Source organism: Cupriavidus sp. F041 (genome assembly GCF_057814235.1).
This window is the reverse complement of record NZ_JBVASY010000002.1, coordinates 506,124-528,967: the sequence shown is the minus strand read 5'-3', so window position 1 is coordinate 528,967 and position 22,844 is coordinate 506,124. Positions and strand designations below refer to the sequence as shown.

Annotated in this window: 22 protein-coding genes and 1 pseudogene; 9 read left to right on the top strand and 14 right to left on the bottom strand. The window is 67.4% G+C overall.

Annotated features, from left to right (window positions below; translation table 11 throughout):
* Window positions 1-155 precede the first annotated feature (155 nt).
* The 3 genes from modA (at window position 156) to ACZY0R_RS19505 (ending at window position 2,468) form a co-directional block, all read left to right on the top strand.
* Window positions 156-971, top strand: a complete 816-nt coding sequence (modA, locus tag ACZY0R_RS19515) for a molybdate ABC transporter substrate-binding protein (RefSeq protein WP_488866057.1) — start codon at window positions 156-158, stop codon at window positions 969-971.
* Window positions 972-1,066: 95 nt separating this feature from the next.
* Entirely contained in the window at window positions 1,067-1,738 is a 672-nt protein-coding gene (gene modB, locus ACZY0R_RS19510; protein WP_441626577.1) for a molybdate ABC transporter permease subunit, read from the top strand.
* A 7-nt stretch (window positions 1,739-1,745) separates the two neighbouring features.
* Window positions 1,746-2,468 (top strand): ATP-binding cassette domain-containing protein, encoded by a 723-nt coding sequence (locus tag ACZY0R_RS19505; RefSeq protein WP_045236692.1) that lies wholly within the window; start codon window positions 1,746-1,748, stop codon window positions 2,466-2,468.
* Window positions 2,469-2,486: 18 nt separating this feature from the next.
* Here the strand turns inward: ACZY0R_RS19505 and ACZY0R_RS19500 are convergent, their stop codons facing one another.
* The 3 genes and pseudogenes from ACZY0R_RS19500 to ACZY0R_RS19490 all read right to left on the bottom strand — a co-directional run.
* A complete protein-coding gene (locus tag ACZY0R_RS19500) occupies window positions 2,487-3,011 on the bottom strand; it encodes a class IV adenylate cyclase (protein ID WP_488860477.1) in 525 nt (174 codons plus the stop codon).
* 32 nt (window positions 3,012-3,043) lie between these two features.
* A complete protein-coding gene (locus tag ACZY0R_RS19495) occupies window positions 3,044-3,643 on the bottom strand; it encodes a LysE/ArgO family amino acid transporter (RefSeq protein ID WP_488860475.1) in 600 nt (199 codons plus the stop codon).
* 47 nt (window positions 3,644-3,690) lie between these two features.
* Window positions 3,691-3,816, bottom strand: a pseudogene (locus ACZY0R_RS19490) (SAM-dependent methyltransferase); the annotation flags it as partial.
* Between the two features lie 96 nt (window positions 3,817-3,912).
* Here ACZY0R_RS19490 and ACZY0R_RS19485 point away from each other — a divergent pair.
* The gene (locus ACZY0R_RS19485) at window positions 3,913-4,404 is read left to right on the top strand and encodes a GNAT family N-acetyltransferase (RefSeq protein WP_488860473.1); all 492 of its coding nucleotides are present in this window, start codon (window positions 3,913-3,915) and stop codon (window positions 4,402-4,404) included.
* 12 nt (window positions 4,405-4,416) lie between these two features.
* On the opposite strand, the gene ACZY0R_RS19480 is transcribed toward ACZY0R_RS19485, so the two are convergent.
* From ACZY0R_RS19480 to ACZY0R_RS19465, 4 genes are all read right to left on the bottom strand, one after another.
* On the bottom strand, window positions 4,417-5,211 hold the full coding sequence (locus ACZY0R_RS19480; protein ID WP_488860471.1) for a TOBE domain-containing protein: 795 nt from the start codon (window positions 5,209-5,211) through the stop codon (window positions 4,417-4,419).
* Window positions 5,212-5,306: 95 nt separating this feature from the next.
* The gene (locus ACZY0R_RS19475; protein ID WP_035869636.1) at window positions 5,307-5,549 is read right to left on the bottom strand and encodes an RNA recognition motif domain-containing protein; all 243 of its coding nucleotides are present in this window, start codon (window positions 5,547-5,549) and stop codon (window positions 5,307-5,309) included.
* A gap of 125 nt (window positions 5,550-5,674) precedes the next feature.
* A complete protein-coding gene (gene fabI, locus ACZY0R_RS19470; protein ID WP_488860469.1) occupies window positions 5,675-6,454 on the bottom strand; it encodes an enoyl-ACP reductase FabI in 780 nt (259 codons plus the stop codon).
* 43 nt (window positions 6,455-6,497) lie between these two features.
* Entirely contained in the window at window positions 6,498-8,948 is a 2,451-nt protein-coding gene (locus tag ACZY0R_RS19465) for a DUF3141 domain-containing protein (RefSeq protein WP_488860467.1), read from the bottom strand.
* 209 nt (window positions 8,949-9,157) lie between these two features.
* Here ACZY0R_RS19465 and ACZY0R_RS19460 point away from each other — a divergent pair, with 209 nt between their 5' ends.
* Both ACZY0R_RS19460 and ACZY0R_RS19455 read left to right on the top strand, forming a co-directional pair.
* Window positions 9,158-10,159 (top strand): phosphate acetyltransferase, encoded by a 1,002-nt coding sequence (locus ACZY0R_RS19460; RefSeq protein WP_488866054.1) that lies wholly within the window; start codon window positions 9,158-9,160, stop codon window positions 10,157-10,159.
* Between the two features lie 35 nt (window positions 10,160-10,194).
* Window positions 10,195-11,421, top strand: a complete 1,227-nt coding sequence (locus ACZY0R_RS19455; protein WP_488860465.1) for an acetate/propionate family kinase — start codon at window positions 10,195-10,197, stop codon at window positions 11,419-11,421.
* 21 nt (window positions 11,422-11,442) lie between these two features.
* Here ACZY0R_RS19455 and ACZY0R_RS19450 read toward each other — a convergent pair whose 3' ends face one another.
* Window positions 11,443-12,258, bottom strand: a complete 816-nt coding sequence (locus ACZY0R_RS19450; RefSeq protein WP_488860463.1) for a tyrosine-protein phosphatase — start codon at window positions 12,256-12,258, stop codon at window positions 11,443-11,445.
* Window positions 12,259-12,292: 34 nt separating this feature from the next.
* The gene (locus ACZY0R_RS19445; RefSeq protein WP_035869670.1) at window positions 12,293-12,547 is read right to left on the bottom strand and encodes a hypothetical protein; all 255 of its coding nucleotides are present in this window, start codon (window positions 12,545-12,547) and stop codon (window positions 12,293-12,295) included.
* Window positions 12,548-12,912: 365 nt separating this feature from the next.
* Between ACZY0R_RS19445 and ACZY0R_RS19440 the strand changes: the two genes are divergently transcribed.
* Genes ACZY0R_RS19440 through ACZY0R_RS19430 form a run of 3 tightly spaced genes read left to right on the top strand, consistent with a single transcriptional unit; the run spans window position 12,913 to window position 16,248 of the window.
* Complete coding sequence (locus ACZY0R_RS19440) at window positions 12,913-14,439, top strand: DASS family sodium-coupled anion symporter (protein ID WP_035869618.1); 1,527 nt, start codon at window positions 12,913-12,915, stop codon at window positions 14,437-14,439.
* A gap of 13 nt (window positions 14,440-14,452) precedes the next feature.
* A complete protein-coding gene (locus ACZY0R_RS19435) occupies window positions 14,453-15,505 on the top strand; it encodes an Ldh family oxidoreductase (RefSeq protein WP_488860460.1) in 1,053 nt (350 codons plus the stop codon).
* A gap of 47 nt (window positions 15,506-15,552) precedes the next feature.
* Complete coding sequence (locus tag ACZY0R_RS19430) at window positions 15,553-16,248, top strand: transglycosylase domain-containing protein (protein ID WP_488860458.1); 696 nt, start codon at window positions 15,553-15,555, stop codon at window positions 16,246-16,248.
* 285 nt (window positions 16,249-16,533) lie between these two features.
* Here the strand turns inward: ACZY0R_RS19430 and ACZY0R_RS19425 are convergent, their stop codons facing one another.
* The 5 genes from ACZY0R_RS19425 to ACZY0R_RS19405 all read right to left on the bottom strand — a co-directional run bounded on the left by ACZY0R_RS19425 (window position 16,534) and on the right by ACZY0R_RS19405 (window position 22,627).
* Entirely contained in the window at window positions 16,534-16,758 is a 225-nt protein-coding gene (locus tag ACZY0R_RS19425; protein ID WP_441626536.1) for a formate dehydrogenase subunit delta, read from the bottom strand.
* Window positions 16,755-17,627 carry a formate dehydrogenase accessory sulfurtransferase FdhD gene (gene fdhD / locus ACZY0R_RS19420; RefSeq protein ID WP_488860456.1) on the bottom strand — a complete coding sequence of 291 codons (873 nt, stop codon included), beginning with the start codon at window positions 17,625-17,627 and terminating at the stop codon, window positions 16,755-16,757. The genes ACZY0R_RS19425 and fdhD overlap by 4 nt, the downstream gene beginning before the upstream one ends.
* Window positions 17,624-20,479, bottom strand: a complete 2,856-nt coding sequence (gene fdhF, locus ACZY0R_RS19415) for a formate dehydrogenase subunit alpha (RefSeq protein ID WP_488860454.1) — start codon at window positions 20,477-20,479, stop codon at window positions 17,624-17,626. The genes fdhD and fdhF overlap by 4 nt, the downstream gene beginning before the upstream one ends.
* Window positions 20,480-20,567: 88 nt before the next feature.
* Window positions 20,568-22,121: a formate dehydrogenase beta subunit gene (locus tag ACZY0R_RS19410; RefSeq protein WP_488860452.1), complete on the bottom strand. Its 1,554-nt coding sequence runs from the start codon at window positions 22,119-22,121 to the stop codon at window positions 20,568-20,570.
* Window positions 22,118-22,627 carry a formate dehydrogenase subunit gamma gene (locus ACZY0R_RS19405; RefSeq protein ID WP_488860450.1) on the bottom strand — a complete coding sequence of 170 codons (510 nt, stop codon included), beginning with the start codon at window positions 22,625-22,627 and terminating at the stop codon, window positions 22,118-22,120. The genes ACZY0R_RS19410 and ACZY0R_RS19405 overlap by 4 nt, the downstream gene beginning before the upstream one ends.
* Window positions 22,628-22,844 lie beyond the last annotated feature (217 nt).

Below are 22,844 nucleotides of genomic sequence, written 5' to 3'. Positions count from 1 at the left end.
TGACGGCGGGCGCGGACCGGGGCGAACCATTCACGATGCCCAGTCCTGACAGAACGTGTCATTGACGCCGCGTTATATACCGTCATATATTGCGCTTTTGGCAGACGGCATTTGCTTGCCTGGCCTGCTATCCAACCGCCGCCACCACCATGCCCATGCAACTGCCCGCCACTCCGCTGCCTGCCCAGTCCCGCCTCCCGCGCGGCGCCCGCCGCACCGCCTCGCTGGCGGCCGGCCTGCTGCTGTCCGCCACGCTGGCGCTGTCCGCGCCGGCCGCCTTTGGCGCCGACCTGGTGGTGTCCGCCGCGGCCAGCCTGACCAATGCCTTCAAGTCGCTCGCCGAATCCTACGAACGCGCCCACCCGCAGACCAAGGTGGTGCTCAATTTCGGCGCTTCCGACGTATTGATGCAGCAGATCGTCAATGGCGCGCCGGCCGATGTGTTTGCCTCGGCCGACCAGGACGCGATGAACAAGGCCGTGACCGAGCGCGTGGTGCAGCCCGCCTCGCGCCGCGATTTCGCCGCCAACCAGCTCGCGCTGATCCTGCCGGCGGACAGCAAGCTGGAAGTCGGCAAGCTGCAGGACCTGGGCCGCCCCGAATTCAAGCGGGTGGCTTTCGGCAACCCGGCATCGGTGCCGGTGGGCCGCTATACCAAGGGCGCGCTGGAAGCCGCGGGCGTGTGGGATGCCGTGTCGGCCAAGGGCGTGATGGCGCAAAACGTGCGCCAGAGCCTGGACTACGTGGCGCGCGGCGAGGTCGATGCCGGCTTCGTGTTCGCCACCGATGCGGCCATCATGCCGGAGAAGGTCAAGGTGGCGCTGCGGGTGGCGACGCGCCAGCCGGTGACCTATCCGATCGCCGTCACTGCGAATTCGAAGCAGCCAGCGGAAGCCGCGGCGTTCCTCAGCTATGTGCTGTCGCCGGAAGGCCAGGCGGTGCTGGCCAGGTACGGATTCCTCAAGCCTTGAACCTTGGGCCCTGAACCTTCGCGCGCCGCCGTCAACCCGAACTCACTGCACCGCCTGCCCGGCCTCGCCGGCAGGCGTCAATCCCGATGACCACCCTGGAAGCTGTCTGGGTACCGCTCTCGCTGTCGCTGAAGGTGGCAGGCTGGGCGACCGTGCTCAATGCCGTGCTCGGCGTGGGCGCGGCCTTTGCGTTGTCGCGCTGGCAATCGGCCGCGCGCGACGTGGTGGACGCCCTGCTGACGCTGCCGCTGGTGCTGCCGCCCACCGTGCTCGGCTACTACCTGCTGGTACTGGTCGGGCGCCGTGGCGTCTTCGGCGAATGGCTCGGCCGGCTCGGCATCGAACTGGTCTTTACCTGGCAAGGCGCGGTGGTGGCCTCCACCATCGTGGCGTTCCCGCTGGTGCTGAAGTCGGCGCGCGCCGCCTTCGAAGGCGTGGACGCCCAGCTTGAAGACGCCGCGCGCGTGCTCGGCACGCCGGAGGCCGGCATCTTCTTTCGCGTGACCTTGCCGCTGGCATCGCGCGGCATCATTGCCGGGGTGCTGCTGGCCTTCGCCCGCGCGCTGGGAGAATTCGGCGCAACGCTGATGGTGGCGGGCAACCTGCCCGGCCGCACGCAGACCTTGTCCGTTGCTATCTACGAGGCCGTGCAGGCCGGCGACGACAACACCGCCAACCTGCTGGTGCTGGTCACCTCTGTCACCTGCGTGGTGCTGCTGGTGGCTGCCGGCCGGCTCGTGCCGCCCACGCGCAAGGCGTTCCGGTAGACCCGCCATGACCATGCAAGTCACCGTACGCAAGCAGCTCGGTTCAGCGGACCGCCATTTCGCGCTGGATATCGCGTTCGACTCGGACAGCCGGCGCATTGCCCTGTTCGGGCCCTCGGGCGCCGGCAAGAGCCTGACGCTGCGGGCCATCGCCGGGTTGCTGACACCGGACAGCGGCCGCATCGTACTGAACGGCCGCACGCTGTTCGACAGCGAGGCACGCATCAATGTGCGCCCGCAGGAGCGGCGCGTGGCCTATCTGTTCCAGGACTACGCCCTGTTCCCGCATCTGACTGTCGCGCAGAACATCGCCTTCGGGCTGGCGCGCGGCTGGCGCAACCCGCGCCGCGGTGCCAGCCATCCGGAAGCCCGGCGCTGGATCGACGCCTTCGGCCTGGGCGCGATTACGGGCAACTACCCCGGCGAAATCTCCGGCGGCCAGAAGCAGCGTGCCGCGCTGGCGCGCGCGCTGGTGGCGCAGCCGGATATCGTGCTGCTCGATGAACCCTTCTCCGCGCTGGACCCGGCGCTGCGCGTGCGCATGCGCGCCGAGCTGCGCGCGCTGCAGGCGAGCCTGGAAGTACCGATGCTGGTGATCTCGCACGACCCCGACGACGTGGAAGCGCTCGGCGACCACGTGCTGGAAGTGCGCGAAGGCCGGATCTTCGGTGCCGCCCCGGTCAAGGGGCATCCGCAGGTGTACGCGCCGGCTTCCGCGCACGTCGTCTGAACGCGCCGGCGCGCCCGGCTAGTTCCCCGCGGCGGCCGTGCGCAGCAGATCCACGTAGGCCGTCTCGATCAATTGCCCTTGCGCGACGCCCAGCTTGCCCAGCAGCGCATGCGCCTCGGCCACGCCGGCTTCGGCGGGTTCCCCGTCCGCCAGCACCACTTCCAGTTCGAGAAAATCCCCCAGCCCCTCCACGCGGTCCAGATGCACCCGCGTGCGGCCCACCAGGAACAAGGTGCGGGCCTTGCGCACGCGCCCTTGCTCGCCCCAGGCCGCGGCCAGCGCCGCGCGCAGGGTGTCGGGCTCGCCGGCCGGCGAAATGATGTAGTGGCTCTCCTTGGGCCCGGCCTGGTCGGCACGCGCGTAGAAGATCAGCTGGCCCTCGCCGGACGGGAAGGCACGCAGCTTGAGCCGGCCGTTGGGACAGGCAAAGAAGGTGTCGTCCTGCAAGATCAGCTCGGGGCCATGGTCGGCCAGCGGCGCCACCAGGGGCACCAGCGCGTCCACGCTGGCGATATGCGCTTTGATCTCTATGTTTCTCGGCATGCGGTATTTCCGGTGTAGAGGCTGTATGCCGCTCAGGACAACAGCAGCCTGGCGGCAATCACCCACATGGTAATGCCGATGACAATCTCCAGCACGCACCATGCGGATGGCTTGGCGAACACCGGCCGGAGCAAGGCCGCGCCATAGCCGAGCGCGAAGAAGAAGATGAAGGAGGCCACCACGGCGCCCGCCGCGAAGGCTTGCGTGTGGCCCGCGAACTGGGTCGATACAGAACCGATCAGCATCACCGTGTCGAGGTAGACATGGGGGTTGAGCCAGGTCAGCGCCAGGCATACCGCCAGCGTGGCGGCCAGCGGCCTGGGCTCGGCATCGCTGGGCGCGAGTACGCCGGACGTACGCCACGCCGTCCAGAAGCTGCGCGCGCCGTACCACAGCAGGAAAGCCGCGCCGCCGTAGCGCATGGCGTCGCCCAGCCAGGGCAGCTTGCGCATCAGCACCGAAAACCCCGATACGCCCATCAGGATCAGCGCGGCATCCGACATGGCGCACACCAGGCAAACCCAGAACACATGCTCGCGGCGCAGGCCCTGGCGCAGCACGAAGGCATTCTGCGAGCCGATGGCAAGGATCAGCGACAGGCCGAGGCTAAAGCCCGCGATGGCGGCGTCCATGCTCAACCCCTCGCTGCGGCCACCAGGCCGGACATCAGCTGCGCCAGTTCCTCCGGAAACTGCGTGCATCCGCCAGCGCGGAAGAAGGCCGCCTGGGCGCCCTTGTGGCTGTTGTGGGCTACCGAGGAGGCATTCCACGACAACCGGTTTGCTTCGTGCAGATTCCTGTGCATCGTTGGTTTGTTTATTGTGCTTTTGATGTTTCTGGTTTTCTTGTGTTGGCTGCCTGCCCGTGGTCTTCACGCGGCGGTCCGGCTATCCTTGCGGGCATGCACACACCATACTCAAGCCCGCAGATCCGGCGCGCCGGCCCGTCCGATGCCCAGGCCGTCGCCACCATCCTCACCGAAACCTATCTCACCACGTGGAAGCCGCAGCTCACGCCCGAGGCGACAATGCGCTTCGCCCAGGGCGACAAGATCGGCGATTATGTCCGCAGCCGGCTGGAAGAGTTCCACCTCGCCTGCGTGGACGGCACGGTGGCCGGCATGGTGGACTGGGAGAACGACTTCGTCTGGGCGCTGCACGTGTCGCCACGCTGGCAGGCACGCGGACTGGGCAGCGCGCTGCTGGCGCACGCGGAAGCCGCGATGGCAGCGGCAGGTCATCGGCAGGCCAGGCTCGAGACGGATACCTTCAACGTGGGGAGCCGCGCCTTCTACCAGCGCCACGGCTATGCCGAGGTGGAATTCTACCCCGACGAAAGCTGGCACAGCGGCTTCACCACGGTACTGCTGGGCAAGCCGCTGGATCCCGCCTGAGGCGCGCAGGGCTCAGCCCATGATGCCGAGAATCACGCTCGACGCCTTGAAGATGGCAAGCGCGCGGCTGCCATCGGCCAGCCCCAGCGCGCCAACGCTCTCGTTGGTGACGACGGCCACCACGGTGCCGCCGCCGTCCAGTTCAAGCGCCACCTCGGCATTGACGGCGCCAGGCAGCACCCGGCTCACCGTGCCCGGCAGCTGGTTGCGCGCCGACAGCCGCAGCGTGGGGTCGGGCAGCCCGAGCAGGACCGATGAAGCCTTGATCAGGGCAAAGGCTTCGATGCCGGGCGCGAGGCCCAGCGTTTCCACGCTCTCATGGGTGATGGTGGCAACCACCTGCTGGCCGCCCGCGAGCGCCAGCGTGACCTCGTCGTTGACGGCACCGCCGCGGATCGCCGCGACGGTGCCGAACAGCTTGTTGCGGGCACTCGTCCTGACCATGAAGCGCCGCATCAGGTGCAGGTCATCCTGCGCGGTCTCGCCGAGGTGGCCAAGGTGGGCGATAAAGCGCTGGTGCTCCTGCTCCAGCGCGCGGTAGGTGCGGATCAGGCTGGCGGCGCGCTCCGTGAGCACCGTGCCGCCACCGCCCTTGCCACCGGCGGCGCGCACCACCAGCGGCTCGCCGGCGCTGTTGTTCATCGCGTCGATGGCGTCCCAGGCGGCCTTGTAGCTCAGGCCGACCGCCTTGGCCGCCGCCGTGATCGAGCCATGCTCGCCGATCGCGGCCAGCAGGGCGATACGTTCGCGGCCACCCCAGTCCTGGGAGCCTGAGCGGAACCAGATCGCGCCGTCGAGTTCGAGCATGCGGGAGGGCGCTACCCTGTAGGAGCGCAGCAGAGTGGCAGAAGCCGCTTATCTTAATGCAAAGGCCCGCGGGCGGCGCCAGGCGGCGTTCTGCGTCAGCCCTGGTGGGCGGGGATGTACCAGCGCATCATGCTGCCGGCAAAATACTGGCGATCGAGTTGGCGCAGCAGGCGCCACGCGGTAAAGGGATCGACATCCAGGTTGACCCAGGCCCACGGATGTTCCGGATCGCCCTCGCGCACCAGCTCCACGGACTTGACCGGCGCGTAGGGTGCCAGCTTGTCGCGCAGCATCTGTTCGGTCACATCGCGGTGTAGGCCCCGGATGAGTACCTTCATGTCTGGCTCCCGATATGAGGCAGCGCGCACGTGGCGGGCGGCACAGGCCTCCGTTGTTTAGCTCATTGTAGGCGGCCCGTGGCGGGTCGTGGCCAGCCCATGGGCAATTGGTCCGGCCCGGCGCCTCAGCCCATGATGTGCATGCCGCCGTCGACGTAGACCGTGTTGCCGGAAATCCGCCGCGCGTAGGGCGTGGCGAGGTAGGCGGTGGCAAAGCCCACATCCATGATGTCGACCAACTCGCCCACCGGGGCCCGGCCCGCGGCGTCCGCCAGCAATTGCTCGAAATCCTTGAGGCCGGATGCCGCGCGGGTCTTGAGCGGCCCCGGCGAGATGGCGTGCACGCGAATGCCGCCCGGACCCAGTTCGTGCGCCAGGTAGCGGCACGAAGCCTCGAGCGCTGCCTTGACCGGCCCCATCAGGTTGTAGTTGGGCACCACCCGGTTGGCGCCCTCGTAGCTCATCGCGAACAGGCTGCCGCCCGCGCTCATCAGCGGCACCGCGCGCCGGGCCAGCCGCACGAAGGAATGGCAGGACACATCCATGGCGCGCGCGAAGCCGTCTGCGGACGAGTTCAGCAATCCGCCCCGCAGGTCGGCCTTGGGTGCGAAGGCGATCGAGTGCACCATTGCGTCAAGCCGGCCCCATTGCTGCGCGATGCGCTCGAACAGTGCCTGCTCCTGCGCGGCGACCTCCACGTCGAGCGGCATCAGGATCGTCGCGCCCACCGCTTCGGCAAGCGGCGCCACATGCGGATAGGCCTTGTCGTTGAGATAGGTGATCGCCAGTTCGGCGCCGAGTTCGCGAAAAGCCCGCGCGCAGCCCCACGCGATGGACTCGGCATTGGCCACGCCGACCACCAGCACGCGCGCGCCCAGCAATGGAGGATTGGGTACTTGCACCATGATGTCCCTCGCTCTCAGTTCAATGCGCGCCGCTGGCGCTGGCTTAACTTCCCTTTTTGCCGCCGCGCCGCGGCAAGGCCTTGACGGTTCTTGCCTGCCTGGCGGCGCCGGCCGGGCCGGCGCTTGCCTTGCGCGTGCGTGCCGCGGCTTCGGGCGATGCCGGCTTGCGCACCGCGCGGGGGGCCGCAACTGCTGGCGGATCCTCCGGCGCAAGCGGCAAAGCCGGCGAAACCGGAACAACGGGCGCCACGGGAACCACGGCGGGCGCGGCCTCCGCCGCCGCCTGCCGCAGCGTATGGTCGGTGCCCATCACGCCCGCCACCTCGCGATAGCGTGCCAGGCGGCCGCCATCGAGCGGTCCGGCTATGGTAAGGATGCGGTGGATCGCCATCATGATGCGATGGCGCTGCGTGCTGTCCGGCACCAGGAGCGGCAACGCGGCCACCGCGCGCCCGGCATCGAGGCCGACGATAAAGCTCTGCCGCCTGACCGCGGCCTTGACCGTGGCAATGTCAGGTTGCTGCTGCAGGTGCTCGCGCGCCATCTGCCGCATGAGGTTGAACGGGCGCTCCTCGATACTGGCGTTTTCGTCCGCCACATAGGCCAGGATGCGCATGAAGGCGTCCAGCGCAGTGCCCTGCTCAATCCCGGCTTCCGCCTCATGGATGCGCCGCGCGGCCAGTTCCTGTCGCAGCGCCGCGCTCAGTGGCGGCGGGCCGCGCTTTTCGGCGCCCGGCGAGAAGCCGACCAGCGCGGACAGCCACGGCGATTGGTAGAGCGCTTCGAAGGTTTGCTCGTAAAGGGCATCGCGCTGGTCGCGCCAGGCGTCGAGCGTGCGCACGATGGTGTCGGAGACCGCGCGCTCCAGCGTGACGAAGGGATTGTCCGGCGCCACCGGCTGCCGAGCCTCGCGCACCGCCGGGGCGAAGGCGGCGAGCCACGCCATCCACGGATTCGCGTCCGACGCCAGCGAGCGCTCGAGACGGGCCGGATGCATCTGCCGCATGGCGTATGCGCCCAGTTCGTTGGACATGGCCTGCACCGCCGGCGAGGCGAACGTGTCGTAAAGGCGCTGGTTGATCTCGGCCACGCGCCGCACCACCTCGAAGGGGCGCTCGTCGTCGCGCCCATCGTCCAGCGCCAGGATATCGTCGATGGTACGGCGCTCGAAGCGCATCAGGTAGCGCCCTTCGATCAGATCCAGGTGCGAGGTGCCGGGCGCGATGTCCTCGATGCGCGCTTCGTACAGGCCGGGCGGCAGCACATCGATCAGGTCGAGCGCGGAGAACAACTCCGTGTGCTCGCGGTTGGCCACGCCGGCCGAGACAAAGATGCCGAGATGCCCAACCTTCTCGTGCAGGCAGTAGACGATGACCTGGTCGTTGGCGACGACCTCGTCGACGCTGGCATAGAGATCGGGAATCCAGTTCAGCGCCTGCTGCGGCGGCGTGATGTTGTCTCCCCAGGAGGCAAAGACCACGATGGGCGAGCGCACATTGCGCAGGTCCACCGCGACGCTGCCGTCCGCGCTGCGCACCTCGCCGGCGGTGAGATGATTGCCGACGAACAGGTTCTGCACGATCCAGTCGATCTCGGCGCGGTTGAGCAGGAAGTGGCCGCCCCACCAGCGCTCGAACTCCAGGAAGCGCTCGCGCTCGGTATCGACCCGCGCGTAGACGTCATAGAGCTTTTTCCAGTAGGTGTTGGACGGATTGAGCTGCTCGAAATTCTGTACCAGCCATGCCCCGTCGAAACGGCCGTTGCCCAGATCGGCGGTAAAGGACGACAGCCAGGAGCCGCCCAGCAGGCCGCCGCTGTAGCGCATCGGGTTGCGCCCGCGCACGCCGGACCAGTAGGCCAGCGGCGACCCCGCCAGCAGGATCGGCCCGACCAGGTCGGGCGCGGCGGCCGCGAGCATCATCAGTGCCCAGCCGCCCTGGCAGTTGCCGATCACGAACGGCTTGCCCTGCGCTTGCGGGTGGCGCTCGGCCACGGTGAGCAGGAACACCGCCTCCGCGCGCGCCACGCATTCGATGGTCTGGCCGGGGCAAGGCACGGGGAAGAAGGTGACAAAGTAGCAGGGATGGCCGCTGCGCAGCGCGATGCCGATCTCGCTGTCGATCTTGAAGCCGCCGATGCCGGGACCATGTCCGGCGCGCGGGTCGATCACCACGAAGGGCCGCTTGGTGTCGTCGGTGGCCATGCCCGGGGGCGGCAGGATGCGCAGCAAGGCGTAGTTGGCGGGCTGCTCCAGCGTGCGCCCGTCGATCACCACCTCGTGCTCGAAGACCAGCACCGGCGGCATGCCTTCGCGTTCGTGCTCGAAGGTCTGGTTGCCGCGCTCGCGCAGGATATCGAGCAACAGGATGGCGCGCTGCCAGGCATCTAGCGTGTAGGAAAACGCATCGGACAACAGCGGCGGCATGTCGCTGGCGGACGGCAACTGACTGGCGGCAGCGGTGCCGGATTGGGTGGCGGGTACACGTGCGTTCACTCGGCTTCCCCTCTACGGTGTGGCGTTGGAGGCGGGCATTTCCACGCAGCGGCATGGAATTGCTGCCCTGCAGCACGACGCAATCTACCAGTCCTCAACCCGCTTGACAACCCGCTGCATGGGCGGATCCGCAATGCCATGACCCAACACAAGCCGCGGCGCAGCTGTCACCGTGCTGCCGGAAACATGGCCTATACTTGGCTTTGTTTTTGCGCGGCGCAGCATGTCCGCCGCGCCGCCGCACCGCAACCCGACGCACTGGAAAGCCGATGACCCAGACTCTCGACAAGTACGCCGTCCTGCTGTCCCGCTGCCAAGACCTGCCAGCCATTCCCACCGCGGTGGCGCATCCCTGCGACGCCTCGTCGCTCGGCGGCGCGCTGGAGGCCGCGCGCCTCGGCCTGATCGTGCCGCTGCTGGTCGGGCCCCAGGCCCGCATCCGCCAGGTAGCTGACGCTAACGCGCTGGACCTTGGCAACGCCGTGCTGATCGACGCACCACACAGCCACGCCGCCGCCGCGCGCGCCGTCGCGGCAATACGCGCCGGCGAGGCGGAACTGCTGATGAAGGGCAGCCTGCACACCGACGAACTGCTGCAGGAAGTCACCGCCGCGGCAACGGGGCTGCGTACCGGCCGCCGCCTCTCGCATGTGTTTGCGATGGACGTGCCGACCTATCACAAGCCGCTGTTCATCACCGACGCCGCAGTCAATATCTTTCCCACCCTCAACGACAAGGCCGATATCTGCCGCAACGCGATCGACCTGCTGCGCGTGCTGGACATCGAGCGGCCCAAGGTGGCGATCCTGTCGGCGGTGGAAACCGTGACCGACAAGATCCCCTCCACCATCGACGCCGCCGCGCTGTGCATGATGAGCCGGCGCGGCCAGATCGAAGGCGGCATCCTCGATGGCCCGCTGGCCTTCGACAATGCCATCAGCCGCGAAGCCGCCACCACCAAGGGCATCGTCTCCGAGGTGGCGGGCGACCCCGACATCCTTCTGGTGCCCGATCTCGAAGCCGGCAATATGCTGGCCAAGCAGCTCACCTTCCTGGCCGGCGCCGAGGCGGCCGGCATCGTGCTGGGCGCGCGCGTGCCGATCATCCTCACCAGCCGCGCCGACACCGTGCGCGCGCGCATCGCCAGTTGCGCGATTGCCGTGCTGCTGGCGCATGCGCGCCGCACCGTCGGGATGCCCACGGCGATCTGAGCGTCCAACCATTCCTTTGCACAGGAGATGCCCGCGTGAGTGTCACCCACCCCACCATCCTGGTCGTCAACGCCGGCTCGTCGAGCGTCAAGGTCTCCGTCTATGCAGTACCCGAGGCGGCGCACGCCAACACCGACATCAACCCGGTGCTCAGCGCGCACGGGCAGATCGAAGGCATCGGCGTCTCGCCCCGCCTGACCGCGAAGATGGCGGACGGCCGCATGGTGGCCGACGAACGCTTCCCGGTGGACCAGGTCGCCGATCACGACGCTGCCTTCCGCCTGATCCGGCTGGTGCTCAGCATCGGCCTGCGCGACGCGCCGCCGGTAGCGATCGGCCATCGGGTGGTGCATGGCGGCGCGGATTTTTCCGCGGCGGTGAAGATCGATGACGAAGTGATCGGCAAGCTGGAAGCGCTGGTGCCGCTGGCGCCGCTGCATCAGCCGCACAACCTGACGGCGATCCGCGCGGTGCGCGCCGCCGCGCCGTCGCTGCTGCAGGTGGCCTGCTTCGACACCGCCTTCCACGCCGGGCACGATACGCTGGCGCAACTGCTGGCGCTGCCCTACGAATACTTCGAGCGCGGCATCCGCCGCTACGGCTTCCATGGCCTGTCCTACGAATACATCGCGCGCCGCCTGCAGCAGATAGCGCCCGACCTGGCCGCCGGCCGCGTGATCGTGGCGCACCTGGGCAATGGCGCCAGCCTGTGCGCCATGCGCGAGGGGCGCAGCGTGGAATCCACCATGGGCCTGACCGCGCTCGACGGCCTGCCGATGGGCACGCGCTGCGGCGCCATCGATGCCGGCGCCATCCTGTGGCTGTCGCAGCAAGGCATGAGCACCAAGGACATCGAGACCATGCTGTACCAGGAATCGGGGCTCAAGGGCTTGTCGGGCGTCAGCAGCGATATGCGCGCACTGCTGGACAGCGACACGCCGCGCGCGCGCCTGGCCATCGATTTCTATGCGTACCGCGCGGCGCAGGAGATCGGCAAGCTCGCCACCACGCTGGGCGGCCTCGACGCGCTGGTGTTCACTGCCGGCATCGGCGCGAACTCACCGCCGGTGCGCGAGAAGATCTGCGCGCGGCTGGCGGACCTGTTCGGCATCGGCCTGGACGCCGGCGCGAACGGGGAGAACCGGCAGCGCATCAGCCGCGATCACAGCCGTGTGCCGGTGCTGGTGCTGCCCACCGACGAGGAGGGCATGATCGCGCTGAATACCGCGCGGATCATGAAGGAGCAAGGCGCGGGGACGTAGCGCCTCCGCGCCGGGAATGCGCTACGCCCGCACCAGGTAAGCCTGCCGCAAACGCTCCGCATCCACGTTGAGCACTTCGCCCAAGTACGCGTCCATGCCGCCATAGTCCTGCTCGATGGCCTGCATGGACGCGTCCAGGTAAGACGCCTTCACCTCCAGCAACGGCCACATCACCGCGGGATCGACGCCGAACTGCGCCGCGCCGGCGCTCATCTTCTGGTTGAAGCCCTGGTTCCGGTGATTCGACTCCAGGTAGTTGGCCATGATGGTGTCGCGCTCCACGCCCAGGCCCGCCAGCAGCAACAGCGAGGCAAAGCCGGTGCGGTCCTTGCCCGCGGTGCAGTGGTACAGCAGGTTGCCGCCCTGCTCCGCGAGCTTCAGGAAGCCGCCGAAGGCAGCCTGGTACTTGCGCGGGAAATCACCGTAGACTTCCAGCATGAAGGCCTCCGTCTGTGCCGCGCTGCCTTCGCGCAGGCGCGGCATCAGTTCGGCCATCGACATGCTGCCTTCCAGCACCGGCGTGGCCACCCAGCGGAAGGCCTGGCCGAAGGGGCTTTCCGCGGCCGATTTTTCTCCGGGCGAACGGAAATCGATCACCGCGTCCAGTTGCAAGGCGCGCAGCCGCTCCATGTCGGCGGCGCTGGCCAGGCCCGGGTTGCCGCTGCGAAACAGCTTGCCGGCGCGCACGCGGTGGCCGTCCCGCGTGGGAAGGCCGCCGAGATCGCGGATATTGACAACGTTTTCCAGCACCAGCGGTGCGGTGCCGGGCACGCCGGCACCTAGTGATGGCGCGCCGGCCATGATGGCGTGGCGGCGCCACGCGAACAATCCCTGCATTGTTTCCCTGCCCTGTGGTTGGGTTGCGCGCGTCTCATCGCGCACGATAGGCCGGCACATGCCAGCGCGTATGGCAGCCAGCAATATAACGGCGATCGAGCATTGCCACCAGTTTCCACACGCTCATCGGGTCCACATCGTCCAGGTCCAGGTCGACCCAGGCCCAGGGATGTGAGCCATCGCCCTCACAGATCAGCTCGACGTCCTTGACGCTCACGTAAGCGGCCAGCGCTTCACGCAGCCTGGCTGCGTCGACTCCGGCACGTAGCCCTCTCACTAAAACCTTCATCATGTGCTCCATATTTTTCAGATCACCGCGCAGGCGGGCGTTGCGCCTGCCCGCCCTTGCACTGCAACGATCTGAAAGTAGGACCCCACGGCACACGGTAATTTCCCGGCGCGAGCTCTCTCCTTGATCCTGATCATGCGCGCCGTGATCCGGCCTCGACATACGCTGTTGGCCGGCACGATAATTTCCCCATGTCGAACGCTGCAGCCCGGTCAAAAGCCGGCCTGCGCATCCGCCAGTCTTCACGGAAGACCGAACGAACGACGCCGCCATCAAGCCAGTCACCGGCTAGCATTCTTGCCCGCGCGTGACGTCCGCCATCCCGTGTTGAGCCAACGATCAACAAGACAAACCAAGGGAAAGCGATGACAGACTCGCGCACTCCGACCCAGACCGTCCCCTCCGCGCCCGGCGTGCCTGCCACACCGCAAGCCACGCCGAAGAAGCAGACACCATGGGGGCTCTACGCCGCCGCCGTGGTGCTGATCGGCATCCTTGCCCTGCCGCTGCCCGCGGACCTGCCGGTGGCGGGCCATCGCATGCTGGCCATCCTCGCCTTCGCCATCGTGGTGTGGATCACCGAAGCAGTCTCCTATGAAGCCAGCGCCATCATGATCACGTCGCTGATGGCCGCGCTGATCGGCTTCGCGCCCACGGTGACGGACCCGTCAACGCAATATGGCACATCGCGCGCCCTCGGCATGGCGCTGGCCGGCTTCTCCAATACGGCGCTGGCGCTGGTTGCCGCCGCGCTGTTCATCTCGGCGGCCATGACCGTGACCGGGCTTGACCGGCGCATCGCGCTGGTGACGCTGTCGGCCATCGGCACCAGCACCCGGCGCATCCTGATCGGCAGCATCGCGGTGACCATCCTGCTGTCGCTGGTGGTGCCGAGCGCCACCGCGCGCAGCGCCTGCGTGGTGCCGATCATGATGGGCATCATCGCGGCCTTCGGGGTCGACAAGAAATCGAACATCGCCGCCGGCATCATGATCACGGTGGCCATGGCCACCAGCATCTGGAACGTCGGCATCCAGACCGCCGCCGCGCAGAACCTGCTGACGGTCGGCTTCATGGACAAGCTGCTGGGCGAGCGCATCACCTGGCTGCAATGGCTGATCGCCGGCGCGCCGTGGGCCGTCGCGATGTCGGTGGTGCTGTATTTCCTGGTGCGCTTCCTGCTGCCTGCCGAAACCGAGGCCATCCCCGGCGGCAAGGAGGCCGTGCAAAAGGAACTAGCCGGGCTGGGCCCGATGACCGGCCCGCAGAAGCGGCTCGCCGCGGTGTCCATCGGGCTGCTCCTGTTCTGGGCCACGGAAGGCAAGCTGCATCAGTTCGACACCGCCACCGTCACCTTCGTCGGTCTGGTGATCCTGATGATGCCGCGCATCGGCGTGATGGACTGGAAGACCATGCAGCAGCGCACGCCGTGGGGCACGCTGATCGTGTTCGGCGTGGGCATCAGCCTGGGCACCGCGCTGCTCACCACGCAGGCCGGCCAGTGGCTGGGCAAATTCGTGGTGACGCACTCCGGGCTCGCCACGCAGGGGCCGATCCTGGTGTTCGCGATCCTTGCGGCCTTCCTGATCCTGATCCACCTGGGCTTTGCCAGCGCCACCGCGCTCACCGCAGCCCTGCTGCCGATCCTGATCTCGGTGCTGCAGACGCTGCCGGGCGATATCAACAAGATCGGGCTGACGATGCTGCTCGGCTTCACCGTGAGCTTCGGCTTTATCCTTCCGATCAACGCGCCGCAGAACATGGTGTGCCTGGGCACGGACACCTTCAACGGCAAGCAGTTCGCCAGGGTCGGCATTCCCGTCACGCTGATCGGCTACGCCATGATGCTGCTGTTCGCCGCCACCTACTGGCGCTGGCTGGGCTGGATCTGAAGAGACAGAACGCATGACGAAAATCACACTGCAATCCGCCCTACAGCTCGCCCGCGACCTGCTGGCAGCGCAAGGCGTGCCGGCCGATATCGCCGACGACGTGGCCGAACACCTGGTCGAAGCCGACCGCTGCGGCTATACCAGCCACGGCCTGTCGATCCTGCCCAACTACCGGCGCTCGCTCGCCGGCGGCAACGTCAACCCCGCCGGCCGCGCCGAATGCGTGCTCGACCGCGGCAGCCTGCTGGTGTTCGACGGCAACGGCGGCTTCGGCCAGCACGTGGGCAAGACCGTCATCGAGACCGCGATCGAACGGGTGCGCCAGCACGGCCACTGCATCGTCACGCTGCGCCGCTCGCACCATCTCGGCCGCATGGGCCACTTCGGCGAGATGGTGGCGAAGGAACGCTTCGTGCTGCTGAGCTTCACCAACGTGATCAACCGCGCGCCGGCGGTGGCTCCCTATGGCGGCCGCGCGGCGCGGCTGACCACCAACCCGCTGTGCTTCGCCGGGCCCATGCCCAACGGCCGCCCGCCGCTGGTAGTGGATATCGCCACCAGCGCGATCGCCATCAACAAGGCGCGCGTGCTGGCGGAGAAGGGCGAGCCGGCGCCGGAGAACAGCATCATCGATGCCGACGGCAACCCCACCACCGATGCCTCCACCATGTTCGGCGAGCATCCGGGCGCGCTGCTGCCCTTCGGCGGGCACAAGGGCTATGCGCTGGGCGTGGTGGCCGAACTGCTCGCTGGCGTACTCTCCGGCGGCGGCACCATCCAGCCGGAAAACCCGCGCGGCGGCGTGGCCACCAACAATATGTTCGCGTTGCTGATGAATCCGGAACTGGACCTGGGGCTGAGCTGGCAGAGCGCCGAGGTGGAGGCGTTCGTCAATTACCTGCACGACACGCCACCCGCTCCCGGCTTCGGCGGCGTGCAATATCCCGGCGAGTTCGAAGCCGCCAACCGGGCGCTCACCACCACGCACCTGGAGGTCAACCCGGCGATCTGGCGCAACCTGGAGACGCTGGCGAAGGAACTGGGCGTGACGCCGCCGGCGGGCTGATTCCGGCACCGGGCTGGTGCCGGGCCGGTGCTGGCACAATACTGCCCATGGAACGTCTCTGGTCGAATTTTCTCAAGCTGGTGCTGCTGCTGACACTAGGCACAGCCCTGCTCGGCACGCTCGCCGTACTCGTCGCTCAGCGCCAGCTGCCCACGCTGGACGCGCTCACCGCTTTCCGCCAGTCGCCAGGCTACGTGCCCATCGGCGAGATACCGCCCAAGCTCCCGCAGGCGGTGGTGGCCATCGAGGACGAGCGTTTCTACCTGCATGACGGCATCGACTATGTCGGCGTGATACGCGCCGGCGTGGCCAATTTGTCGGATGAACTCTCGCAGGGCGCTTCCACGATCACCATGCAGGTGGCGCGCAATTTCTTTCTCTCGCGGGAGAAGACCTACACGCGCAAGCTGTATGAGGTGCTGCTGGCCTATCGCATCGAGCATGCCTTGAGCAAGGACGAGATCCTCGAGGTCTATATGAACAAGGTGTACCTTGGGCAGGGAGCTTATGGTTTTGCCGAAGCGGCCGAGACCTACTTTGGCAAGCCGGTGGCGAAGCTGACGCTGGCTGAATGCGCGATGCTGGCCGGGTTGCCCAAGGCGCCTTCGGCGAATAATCCGGTGGTGAATCCCCGGCGGGCGCGGCAGCGGCAGGCTTATATCTTGTTGCGGATGATGGAGTTGGGGAGAATTGGGAGAGGGGAATATGATGCGGCGTTGTTGGAGCCGTTGAGGTTGAAGTAGGTGATGGATTGGTGTTTTGGGTTGGGGCTGGTTCGTGGCTGGTCAAACCGATACCAGCGGAAGCGCGCATGCGCTCTGGGCGTGCGACGAACCCCCCGATATCCGGGAGCCCTATTGCTCTGCTCGCGTGGGATTGGTCGCTGTTTGTTTGAGCGGCGATGGTTGTTGCACCCACCGCTCAAACAAACAGCGACCAACCCAGCAGGGCGATGTCGTATGGCTTTGGGGTCCAAGATGCCATCGCCGATCACAGAAACAGCGACCACCCCCCAACAACCTCCCCCATCACTCCAACACCCCCCGATGCCGCGTCACCGCCAGCAAAACAATTTCGTCCAATCCCGCGTCTTCACCACTGTCCATCCGCGCCAGCAACGCGCGCCGCATACGCGGCTCCCAGAAGCGCTTGATATGGCTGGCGATATCCGCCACCGCCTCCTCGCGGTCCGGCATGGCCTCGAAGAAGGTGCCGATCTGGTTCGCCATCTTGACAAGGTTGTCGGAGTTCATGCCTGTTCCGTCCTGCTGTGCAAACGTTGGGGGTGAGAGTAGACCACGTGGCGGCCGGCGCGCACAAAGCCGGCCAGCGTGACGCCGGCATCGAGCGCCAGGCGCACCGCCAGCGCGGTCGGGCCTGAGACGGCGGCCAGCACGCCAACGCCGGCACTGGCGGTCTTCAGCACCATTTCGTAGCTGGCGCGGCTGGTGACCAGCACGGCGCCGCGCGAGCGGTCCTCGCCGGTGCGTGCGAGCGCGCCGATCAGTTTATCAAGCGCGTTGTGGCGGCCCACGTCTTCGCGGACCAATGCTACCTGGCCGTCAGCGCGCAGCCAGGCGGCGGCGTGCGTGGAGCCGGTATGGCGCAGCAGTTCCTGGCGCGTCTGCAACTGCCCGAACGCGGCGTACAGCACCGCGTCGCTGAAGCTCGCGCTGCTGCTGACCGGCGCCGGCGCGCGCATGACTTCCCGCAGCGATTCCGTGCCGCACAGCCCGCAGCCGGTGCGGCCCGCCATCGCGCGGCGCCGATCCTTGAGCGCGGCGAAGGCTTCCGCCGCAATGCGCAACTGCACCGCGATACCCTCGGGACGGACCTCAGTCTCAATCTCATAAACGTCGCGCGGGCTGGCCACCAGCCCTTCGCTCAGGCTGAAGCCCAACGCGAAGTCTTCGAGATCGGCCGGCGAGGCCAGCATGACCGCATGCGAGATACCGTTGTACTCGAGCGCGACCGGCACCTCCTCGGCGATCTCGTCGTCCTCCAGCGCCAGCTCGCCCAGGCGGCAGCGATTGACGGCGAAGGTGCTGTGAGTAGGCGGCTCGGCATCGGTGAAAGGCGCCACCGCATCGGGCCTGGCCATGGCGAGTTCGCAGGCCGTCATGCCGAACCCGCCTCGGCGCTGGCCGCCTGCAGCAACTGCATCTGCTGCTCGTGGAAGTCACGGTACTGCCGCTGCCATTCGGACGGCTGCGCCACCGGCAGCACCTGCACCGCGGTGACCTTGTACTCGGGGCAGTTTGTGGCCCAGTCCGAGTTGTCGGTGGTGATCACGTTGGCGCCGGACTCGGGGAAGTGGAAGGTGGTATAGACCACGCCCGGCTGCATGCGCTCGCTCACGATGGCACGCAGCACCGTTTCGCCCGCGCGGCTTTGCACGCCAACCCAGTCCCCGTCCTTGATGCCGCGTTCCTCGGCGTCGTGCGGATGGATCTCCAGCCGGTCCTCGTCGTGCCACATCACGTTGTCGGTGCGCCGCGTCTGCGCGCCCACGTTGTACTGCGACAGGATGCGGCCCGTGGTGAGGATCAGCGGGAACTTGCGATTCACCCGCTCGGCGGTGGGCACGTAGCGCGTGATGATGAACTTGCCCTTGCCGCGCACGAATGCGTCGATATGCATGGTGGGCGTGCCCTCGGGCGCAGCGTCGTTGCACGGCCACTGGATGCTGCCGAGTTCCTCCAGGCGCTGGTAGCTGACGCCACTGAAGGTGGGGGTCAGCCGCGCGATCTCGTCCATGATCTCGGACGGATGCTTGTAGTCCATCGGATAGCCCAGCGCGTTGGACAGCAGCACGGTGGCTTCCCAGTCGGCATAGCGCGCCTTGGGCGGCATCACCTTGCGCACGCGCGAGATGCGGCGTTCGGCGTTGGTGAAGGTGCCGTCCTTTTCCAGGAAGGACGAGCCCGGCAGGAACACGTGCGCGTACTTGGCGGTCTCGTTGAGGAAGATGTCCTGCACCACAATGCATTCCATCGACGACAGCGCGGCTGCCACGTGCTGCGTATTCGGGTCGGACTGCACGATGTCCTCGCCCTGGCAGTACAGGCCCATGAAGCTGCCCGACAGCGCGGCCTCGAACATGTTGGGAATGCGCAGGCCCGGCTCCGGGCTGATCTCCACGTTCCACGCGGACTCGAACAGGCCGCGCGTGGTGGAGTCCGATACATGGCGGTAGCCCGGCAGCTCGTGCGGGAAGGAGCCGATATCGCAGGAGCCCTGCACATTGTTCTGGCCGCGCAGCGGATTCACGCCCACGCCTTCGCGGCCGATATTGCCGGTGCACATGGCCAGGTTGGCGATGCCCATCACGGTAGTGGAGCCCTGCGCGTGTTCGGTCACGCCCAAGCCGTAATAGATCGCGGCGTTGCCGCCGGTGGCATACAGGCGCGCCGCGCCGCGCAGTTGTTCGGCGGGGATGCCGGTAATCCCGGCCATGGCTTCCGGCGAGTTCTCCGGCAGCATGACGAAGTCGCGCCATTGCTGGAAGGCACGGTCCTCGCAACGCTCGGCGATAAACGATTCGGCCATCAGGCCTTCGCTTACGATCACGTGCGCCATCGAGGTCACGACGGCGACATTGGTGCCCGGGCGCAGTTGCAGGTGGAAGTCGGCGCGCACGTGGGGCGAGTCGACCAGGTCGATGCGGCGCGGATCGATCACGATCAGCCTGGCGCCGGCGCGCAGGCGTTTTTTCATGCGCGAGGCAAACACCGGATGGCCATCGGTGGGGTTGGCGCCCATCACCATGATGACGTCGGCCTTCTCCACCGAGCGGAAAGTCTGCGTGCCGGCCGATTCGCCCAGCGTCTGCTTGAGGCCGTAGCCGGTGGGCGAGTGGCAAACCCGCGCGCAGGTATCGACGTTGTTGTTGCCGAAGGCGGCGCGCACCAGCTTTTGCACCAGGTAGCCCTCCTCGTTGGTACAGCGCGAGGACACGATGCCGCCGATGGAGTCGCGGCCATGCTTGGCCTGGATGCGCTTGAACTCGGAGGCCGCATGGCTGATCGCCTCTTCCCACGACACTTCGCGCCACGGGTCGGTGATCCTGGCGCGGATCATCGGGTTCAGGATGCGGTCCTTGTGGGTCGCGTAGCCAAAGGCGAAACGGCCCTTCACGCACGAGTGGCCCTCGTTGGCCTGGCCGTTCTTGTACGGCACCATGCGCACCACTTCATTGCCCTTCATCTCCGCCTTGAAGGCGCAGCCCACGCCGCAGTAGGCGCAGGTGGTGACCTTGCTGTGCTCGGGCTGCCCCATGCGGATGATGGAGGTTTCGGCCAGCGTGGCGGTGGGGCAGGCCTGCACGCAGGCACCGCACGACACGCAGTCGGAATCCATGAAGCTGTCGCCCTGCCCCGCCGTCACGCGCGAGTCGAAGCCGCGGCCGCTGATGGTGAGCGCGAAGGTGCCCTGGGTCTCCTCGCAGGCGCGCACGCAGCGGTTGCACACGATGCACTTGGAGGGATCGTAGGTGAAGTACGGATTGGATTCGTCCTTGGACTCGGCACGGTGGTTGGCGCCGTCGTAGCCGTAGCGCACTTCCCGCAGGCCCACCACGCCGGCCATGTCCTGCAGTTCGCAGTTGCCGTTGGTGGGGCAGGTCAGGCAGTCGAGCGGGTGATCGGAGATATACAGCTCCATCACGCCACGGCGCAGGTCGGCCAGCTTGTCGGTCTGCGTCTTCACCTTCATGCCGGCTTCGGCCGGCGTCGTGCACGAGGCCGGGAAACCGCGCCGGCCTTCGATTTCGACCAGGCACAGGCGGCACGAGCCGAAGGACTTGAGGCTGTCGGTGGCGCACAGCTTGGGCACGTTCACGCCCGCCTGCACGGCGGCCCGCATCAGCGAGGTGCCGGCAGGCACGGTGACGTCGACGCCGTCGATCTCAAGGGTGACCTGCTGTTGCGAATCGCTGGCCGGCGTGCCGAAATCGATTTCGTTTCGTGTATTCAAGGCGGACTCCCGCTGCGGCCGCAGGCCGCGTACTGGTGATTCAGAGGGCGCAGAGGCAGCGCCGGTTCGGTATGCCGTAGCGCTGCGTTCAGGCAGCCTTGGCTGGCACGGCCACGCCAAAGTCTTCCGGAAATTCGTCGAGCGCCGACAGCACCGGGTAAGGCGTCATGCCGCCCATGGCGCACAGCGATCCGCCCAGCATGGTGTCGCACAGGTCGCGCACCAGCTTTACGTGCCTGACCGGCTGGTCGCCCGCGATGATCTTGTCGATCACTTCGACGCCGCGCGTCGAGCCGATCCGGCACGGCGTGCATTTGCCGCAGGATTCGATGGCGCAAAATTCCATCGCGTAGCGCGCCTGCTTCGCCATGTCGACGGTGTCGTCGAACACCACGATGCCGCCGTGACCCAACACCGCGCCAAAGGCCGCGAACGCTTCGTAGTCCATCGGCGTATCCAGCCGCGAAACCGGCAGGTAGGCGCCCAGCGGACCGCCCACCTGCACCGCGCGGATCGCCCGCCCGCTGCGCGTACCCTGGCCGTAATCCTCCAGCAGCTCGCGCAGGGTCACGCCGAAGGCCTTCTCCACCAGCCCGCCCTGCCGCACATTGCCCGCGATCTGGAACGGCAGCGTGCCGCGCGAGCGGCCCATGCCGTAGTCGCGGTAGAACTGCGCGCCGCGTGCGAGGATCAGCGGCACGGTGGCCAGCGAGATCACGTTGTTGATGATGGTGGGCTTGCCGAACAGGCCTTCGATCGCCGGCAGCGGCGGCTTGGCCCGCACCACGCCGCGCTTGCCTTCGATGCTCTCCAGCAGCGCCGTTTCCTCGCCGCACACATAAGCGCCCGCGCCCTTGCGCACCTCCAGGCGGAAACGCCGGCCGCTGCCGCCGATATCGTCGCCCAGCCACCCGGCGGCATGGGCGATGCCGATGGCCGCTTCCAGCATGGCAATAGCGTGCGGATATTCCGAGCGCACGTAGATATAGCCGTGCTGCGCACCCACCGCGAGGCCGGCGATGGTCATGCCCTCGATCAGCATGAAGGGGTCGCCTTCCATCACCATGCGGTCGGAGAAGGTGCCCGAATCGCCCTCGTCGGCGTTGCAAACCACGTATTTGGTGGGCGACTGCGCGTTCAGCACGGTCTGCCACTTGATGCCGGTGGGAAAGGCTGCGCCGCCGCGGCCGCGCAGTCCGGAATCGGTCACTTCGCGCACGATCTGCGCACCGTCCAGCGCCAGCGCGCGGGTCAGGCCGGCGTAGCCCTCATGCGCGATGTAGTCATTCAGCGAGAGCGGATCGGTAATGCCCATGCGGGCGAAGGTCAGGCGCTCCTGCCCCTTGAGGAAAGGGATCTCCCCGGTGGGGCCGAGCGCCAGCGCGTGCGCCCCGCCCGTCAGGAAGCCGGCGTCGAACAACGCGGCGACATCGTCCGGCGTGACCGGGCCATAGGCCACGCGTCCGGCGGCAGTCTGCACCTCGACCAGCGGTTCCAGCCAGAACATGCCGCGCGAGCCGTTGCGCACCATCTCCACGGTGGCGCCGCGCGCCGCGGCTTCACGCGCGATGGCGCGCGCCACGTCGTCGGCGCCCATGGCGAGCGCGCTGGAATCCCGGGGAACGAAGACGGTCACGCTCATGCCTGCACCTCCGCTGCCCGATCCTGCGACGCATCCGCGCAAGCCTTGACCAAAGCATCGAAACGCTGCGGCGTAACGCGGCCCACCAGTTGCTCGCCGACCATCATGGCCGGGCCGCAGGCGCACTGGCCCAGGCAATACACCGGCTCCAGCGTGAACTCGCCATCGGCGGTGGTTTCATGAAACCCGCAGCCCAGCACGCGCTCGGCGTGGTCGGCAAGCGCCTCGCTGCCGACCGACTGGCACGCCTCGGCACGGCAGACCTGGATCACATGCCGGCCCGGCTTGCTGTCGCGGAAGTGATGGTAGAAGGTGACCACGCCGTGTACCTCGGCGCGCGACAGGTTGAGCGCGCGGGCGATCTCGGGCAGGGCGTCGGCGGGCACATAGCCTACCGCGTCCTGGATCTCGTGGAGGATCGGCAACAAGGCGCCCGGCATGTCGCGGCGCGTGGCTACGATGTGCGCGATCCGGTCGCGCCGGGCTTCAGCAGCTGGTGAGGACATCGGGTCTCCTGGTGACGCAGCATTGCCCGGCGCTAAAAATGGACCCAAAGTCCGGGGCCGGGGGCAGACGGTGTGGCGCATTGGCTTGCGCGTCTGGCCAGGAACTGCTGCGGGGCGCGGCAAACCGGTTTCCGGATGCCGCTATATATGCTATTTTTTTCATATCTCGGGGGTCTAAACGGGCATTAGCCATGTCGCCTTGCTGTTTCAGCTGGCT

Coding starts and splice junctions, on each gene's coding strand:
- ACZY0R_RS19495 (WP_488860475.1), bottom strand. CDS start 3,643: ATGGACGCCGCCATCGCGGGCTTTAGCCTCGGCCTGTCGCTGATCCTT.
- fdhD (WP_488860456.1), bottom strand. CDS start 17,627: ATGACGGCCTGCGAACTCGCCATGGCCAGGCCCGATGCGGTGGCGCCT.
- ACZY0R_RS19500 (WP_488860477.1), bottom strand. CDS start 3,011: ATGCCGAGAAACATAGAGATCAAAGCGCATATCGCCAGCGTGGACGCG.
- modA (WP_488866057.1), top strand. CDS start 156: ATGCAACTGCCCGCCACTCCGCTGCCTGCCCAGTCCCGCCTCCCGCGC.
- ACZY0R_RS19410 (WP_488860452.1), bottom strand. CDS start 22,121: ATGAGCGTGACCGTCTTCGTTCCCCGGGATTCCAGCGCGCTCGCCATG.
- ACZY0R_RS19425 (WP_441626536.1), bottom strand. CDS start 16,758: ATGAACTCCGACAACCTTGTCAAGATGGCGAACCAGATCGGCACCTTC.
- ACZY0R_RS19485 (WP_488860473.1), top strand. CDS start 3,913: ATGCACACACCATACTCAAGCCCGCAGATCCGGCGCGCCGGCCCGTCC.
- ACZY0R_RS19475 (WP_035869636.1), bottom strand. CDS start 5,549: ATGAAGGTACTCATCCGGGGCCTACACCGCGATGTGACCGAACAGATG.
- ACZY0R_RS19435 (WP_488860460.1), top strand. CDS start 14,453: ATGACGAAAATCACACTGCAATCCGCCCTACAGCTCGCCCGCGACCTG.
- ACZY0R_RS19430 (WP_488860458.1), top strand. CDS start 15,553: ATGGAACGTCTCTGGTCGAATTTTCTCAAGCTGGTGCTGCTGCTGACA.
- ACZY0R_RS19445 (WP_035869670.1), bottom strand. CDS start 12,547: ATGAAGGTTTTAGTGAGAGGGCTACGTGCCGGAGTCGACGCAGCCAGG.
- ACZY0R_RS19480 (WP_488860471.1), bottom strand. CDS start 5,211: ATGCTCGAACTCGACGGCGCGATCTGGTTCCGCTCAGGCTCCCAGGAC.
- ACZY0R_RS19440 (WP_035869618.1), top strand. CDS start 12,913: ATGACAGACTCGCGCACTCCGACCCAGACCGTCCCCTCCGCGCCCGGC.
- ACZY0R_RS19450 (WP_488860463.1), bottom strand. CDS start 12,258: ATGCAGGGATTGTTCGCGTGGCGCCGCCACGCCATCATGGCCGGCGCG.
- ACZY0R_RS19505 (WP_045236692.1), top strand. CDS start 1,746: ATGACCATGCAAGTCACCGTACGCAAGCAGCTCGGTTCAGCGGACCGC.
- ACZY0R_RS19405 (WP_488860450.1), bottom strand. CDS start 22,627: ATGTCCTCACCAGCTGCTGAAGCCCGGCGCGACCGGATCGCGCACATC.
- fabI (WP_488860469.1), bottom strand. CDS start 6,454: ATGGTGCAAGTACCCAATCCTCCATTGCTGGGCGCGCGCGTGCTGGTG.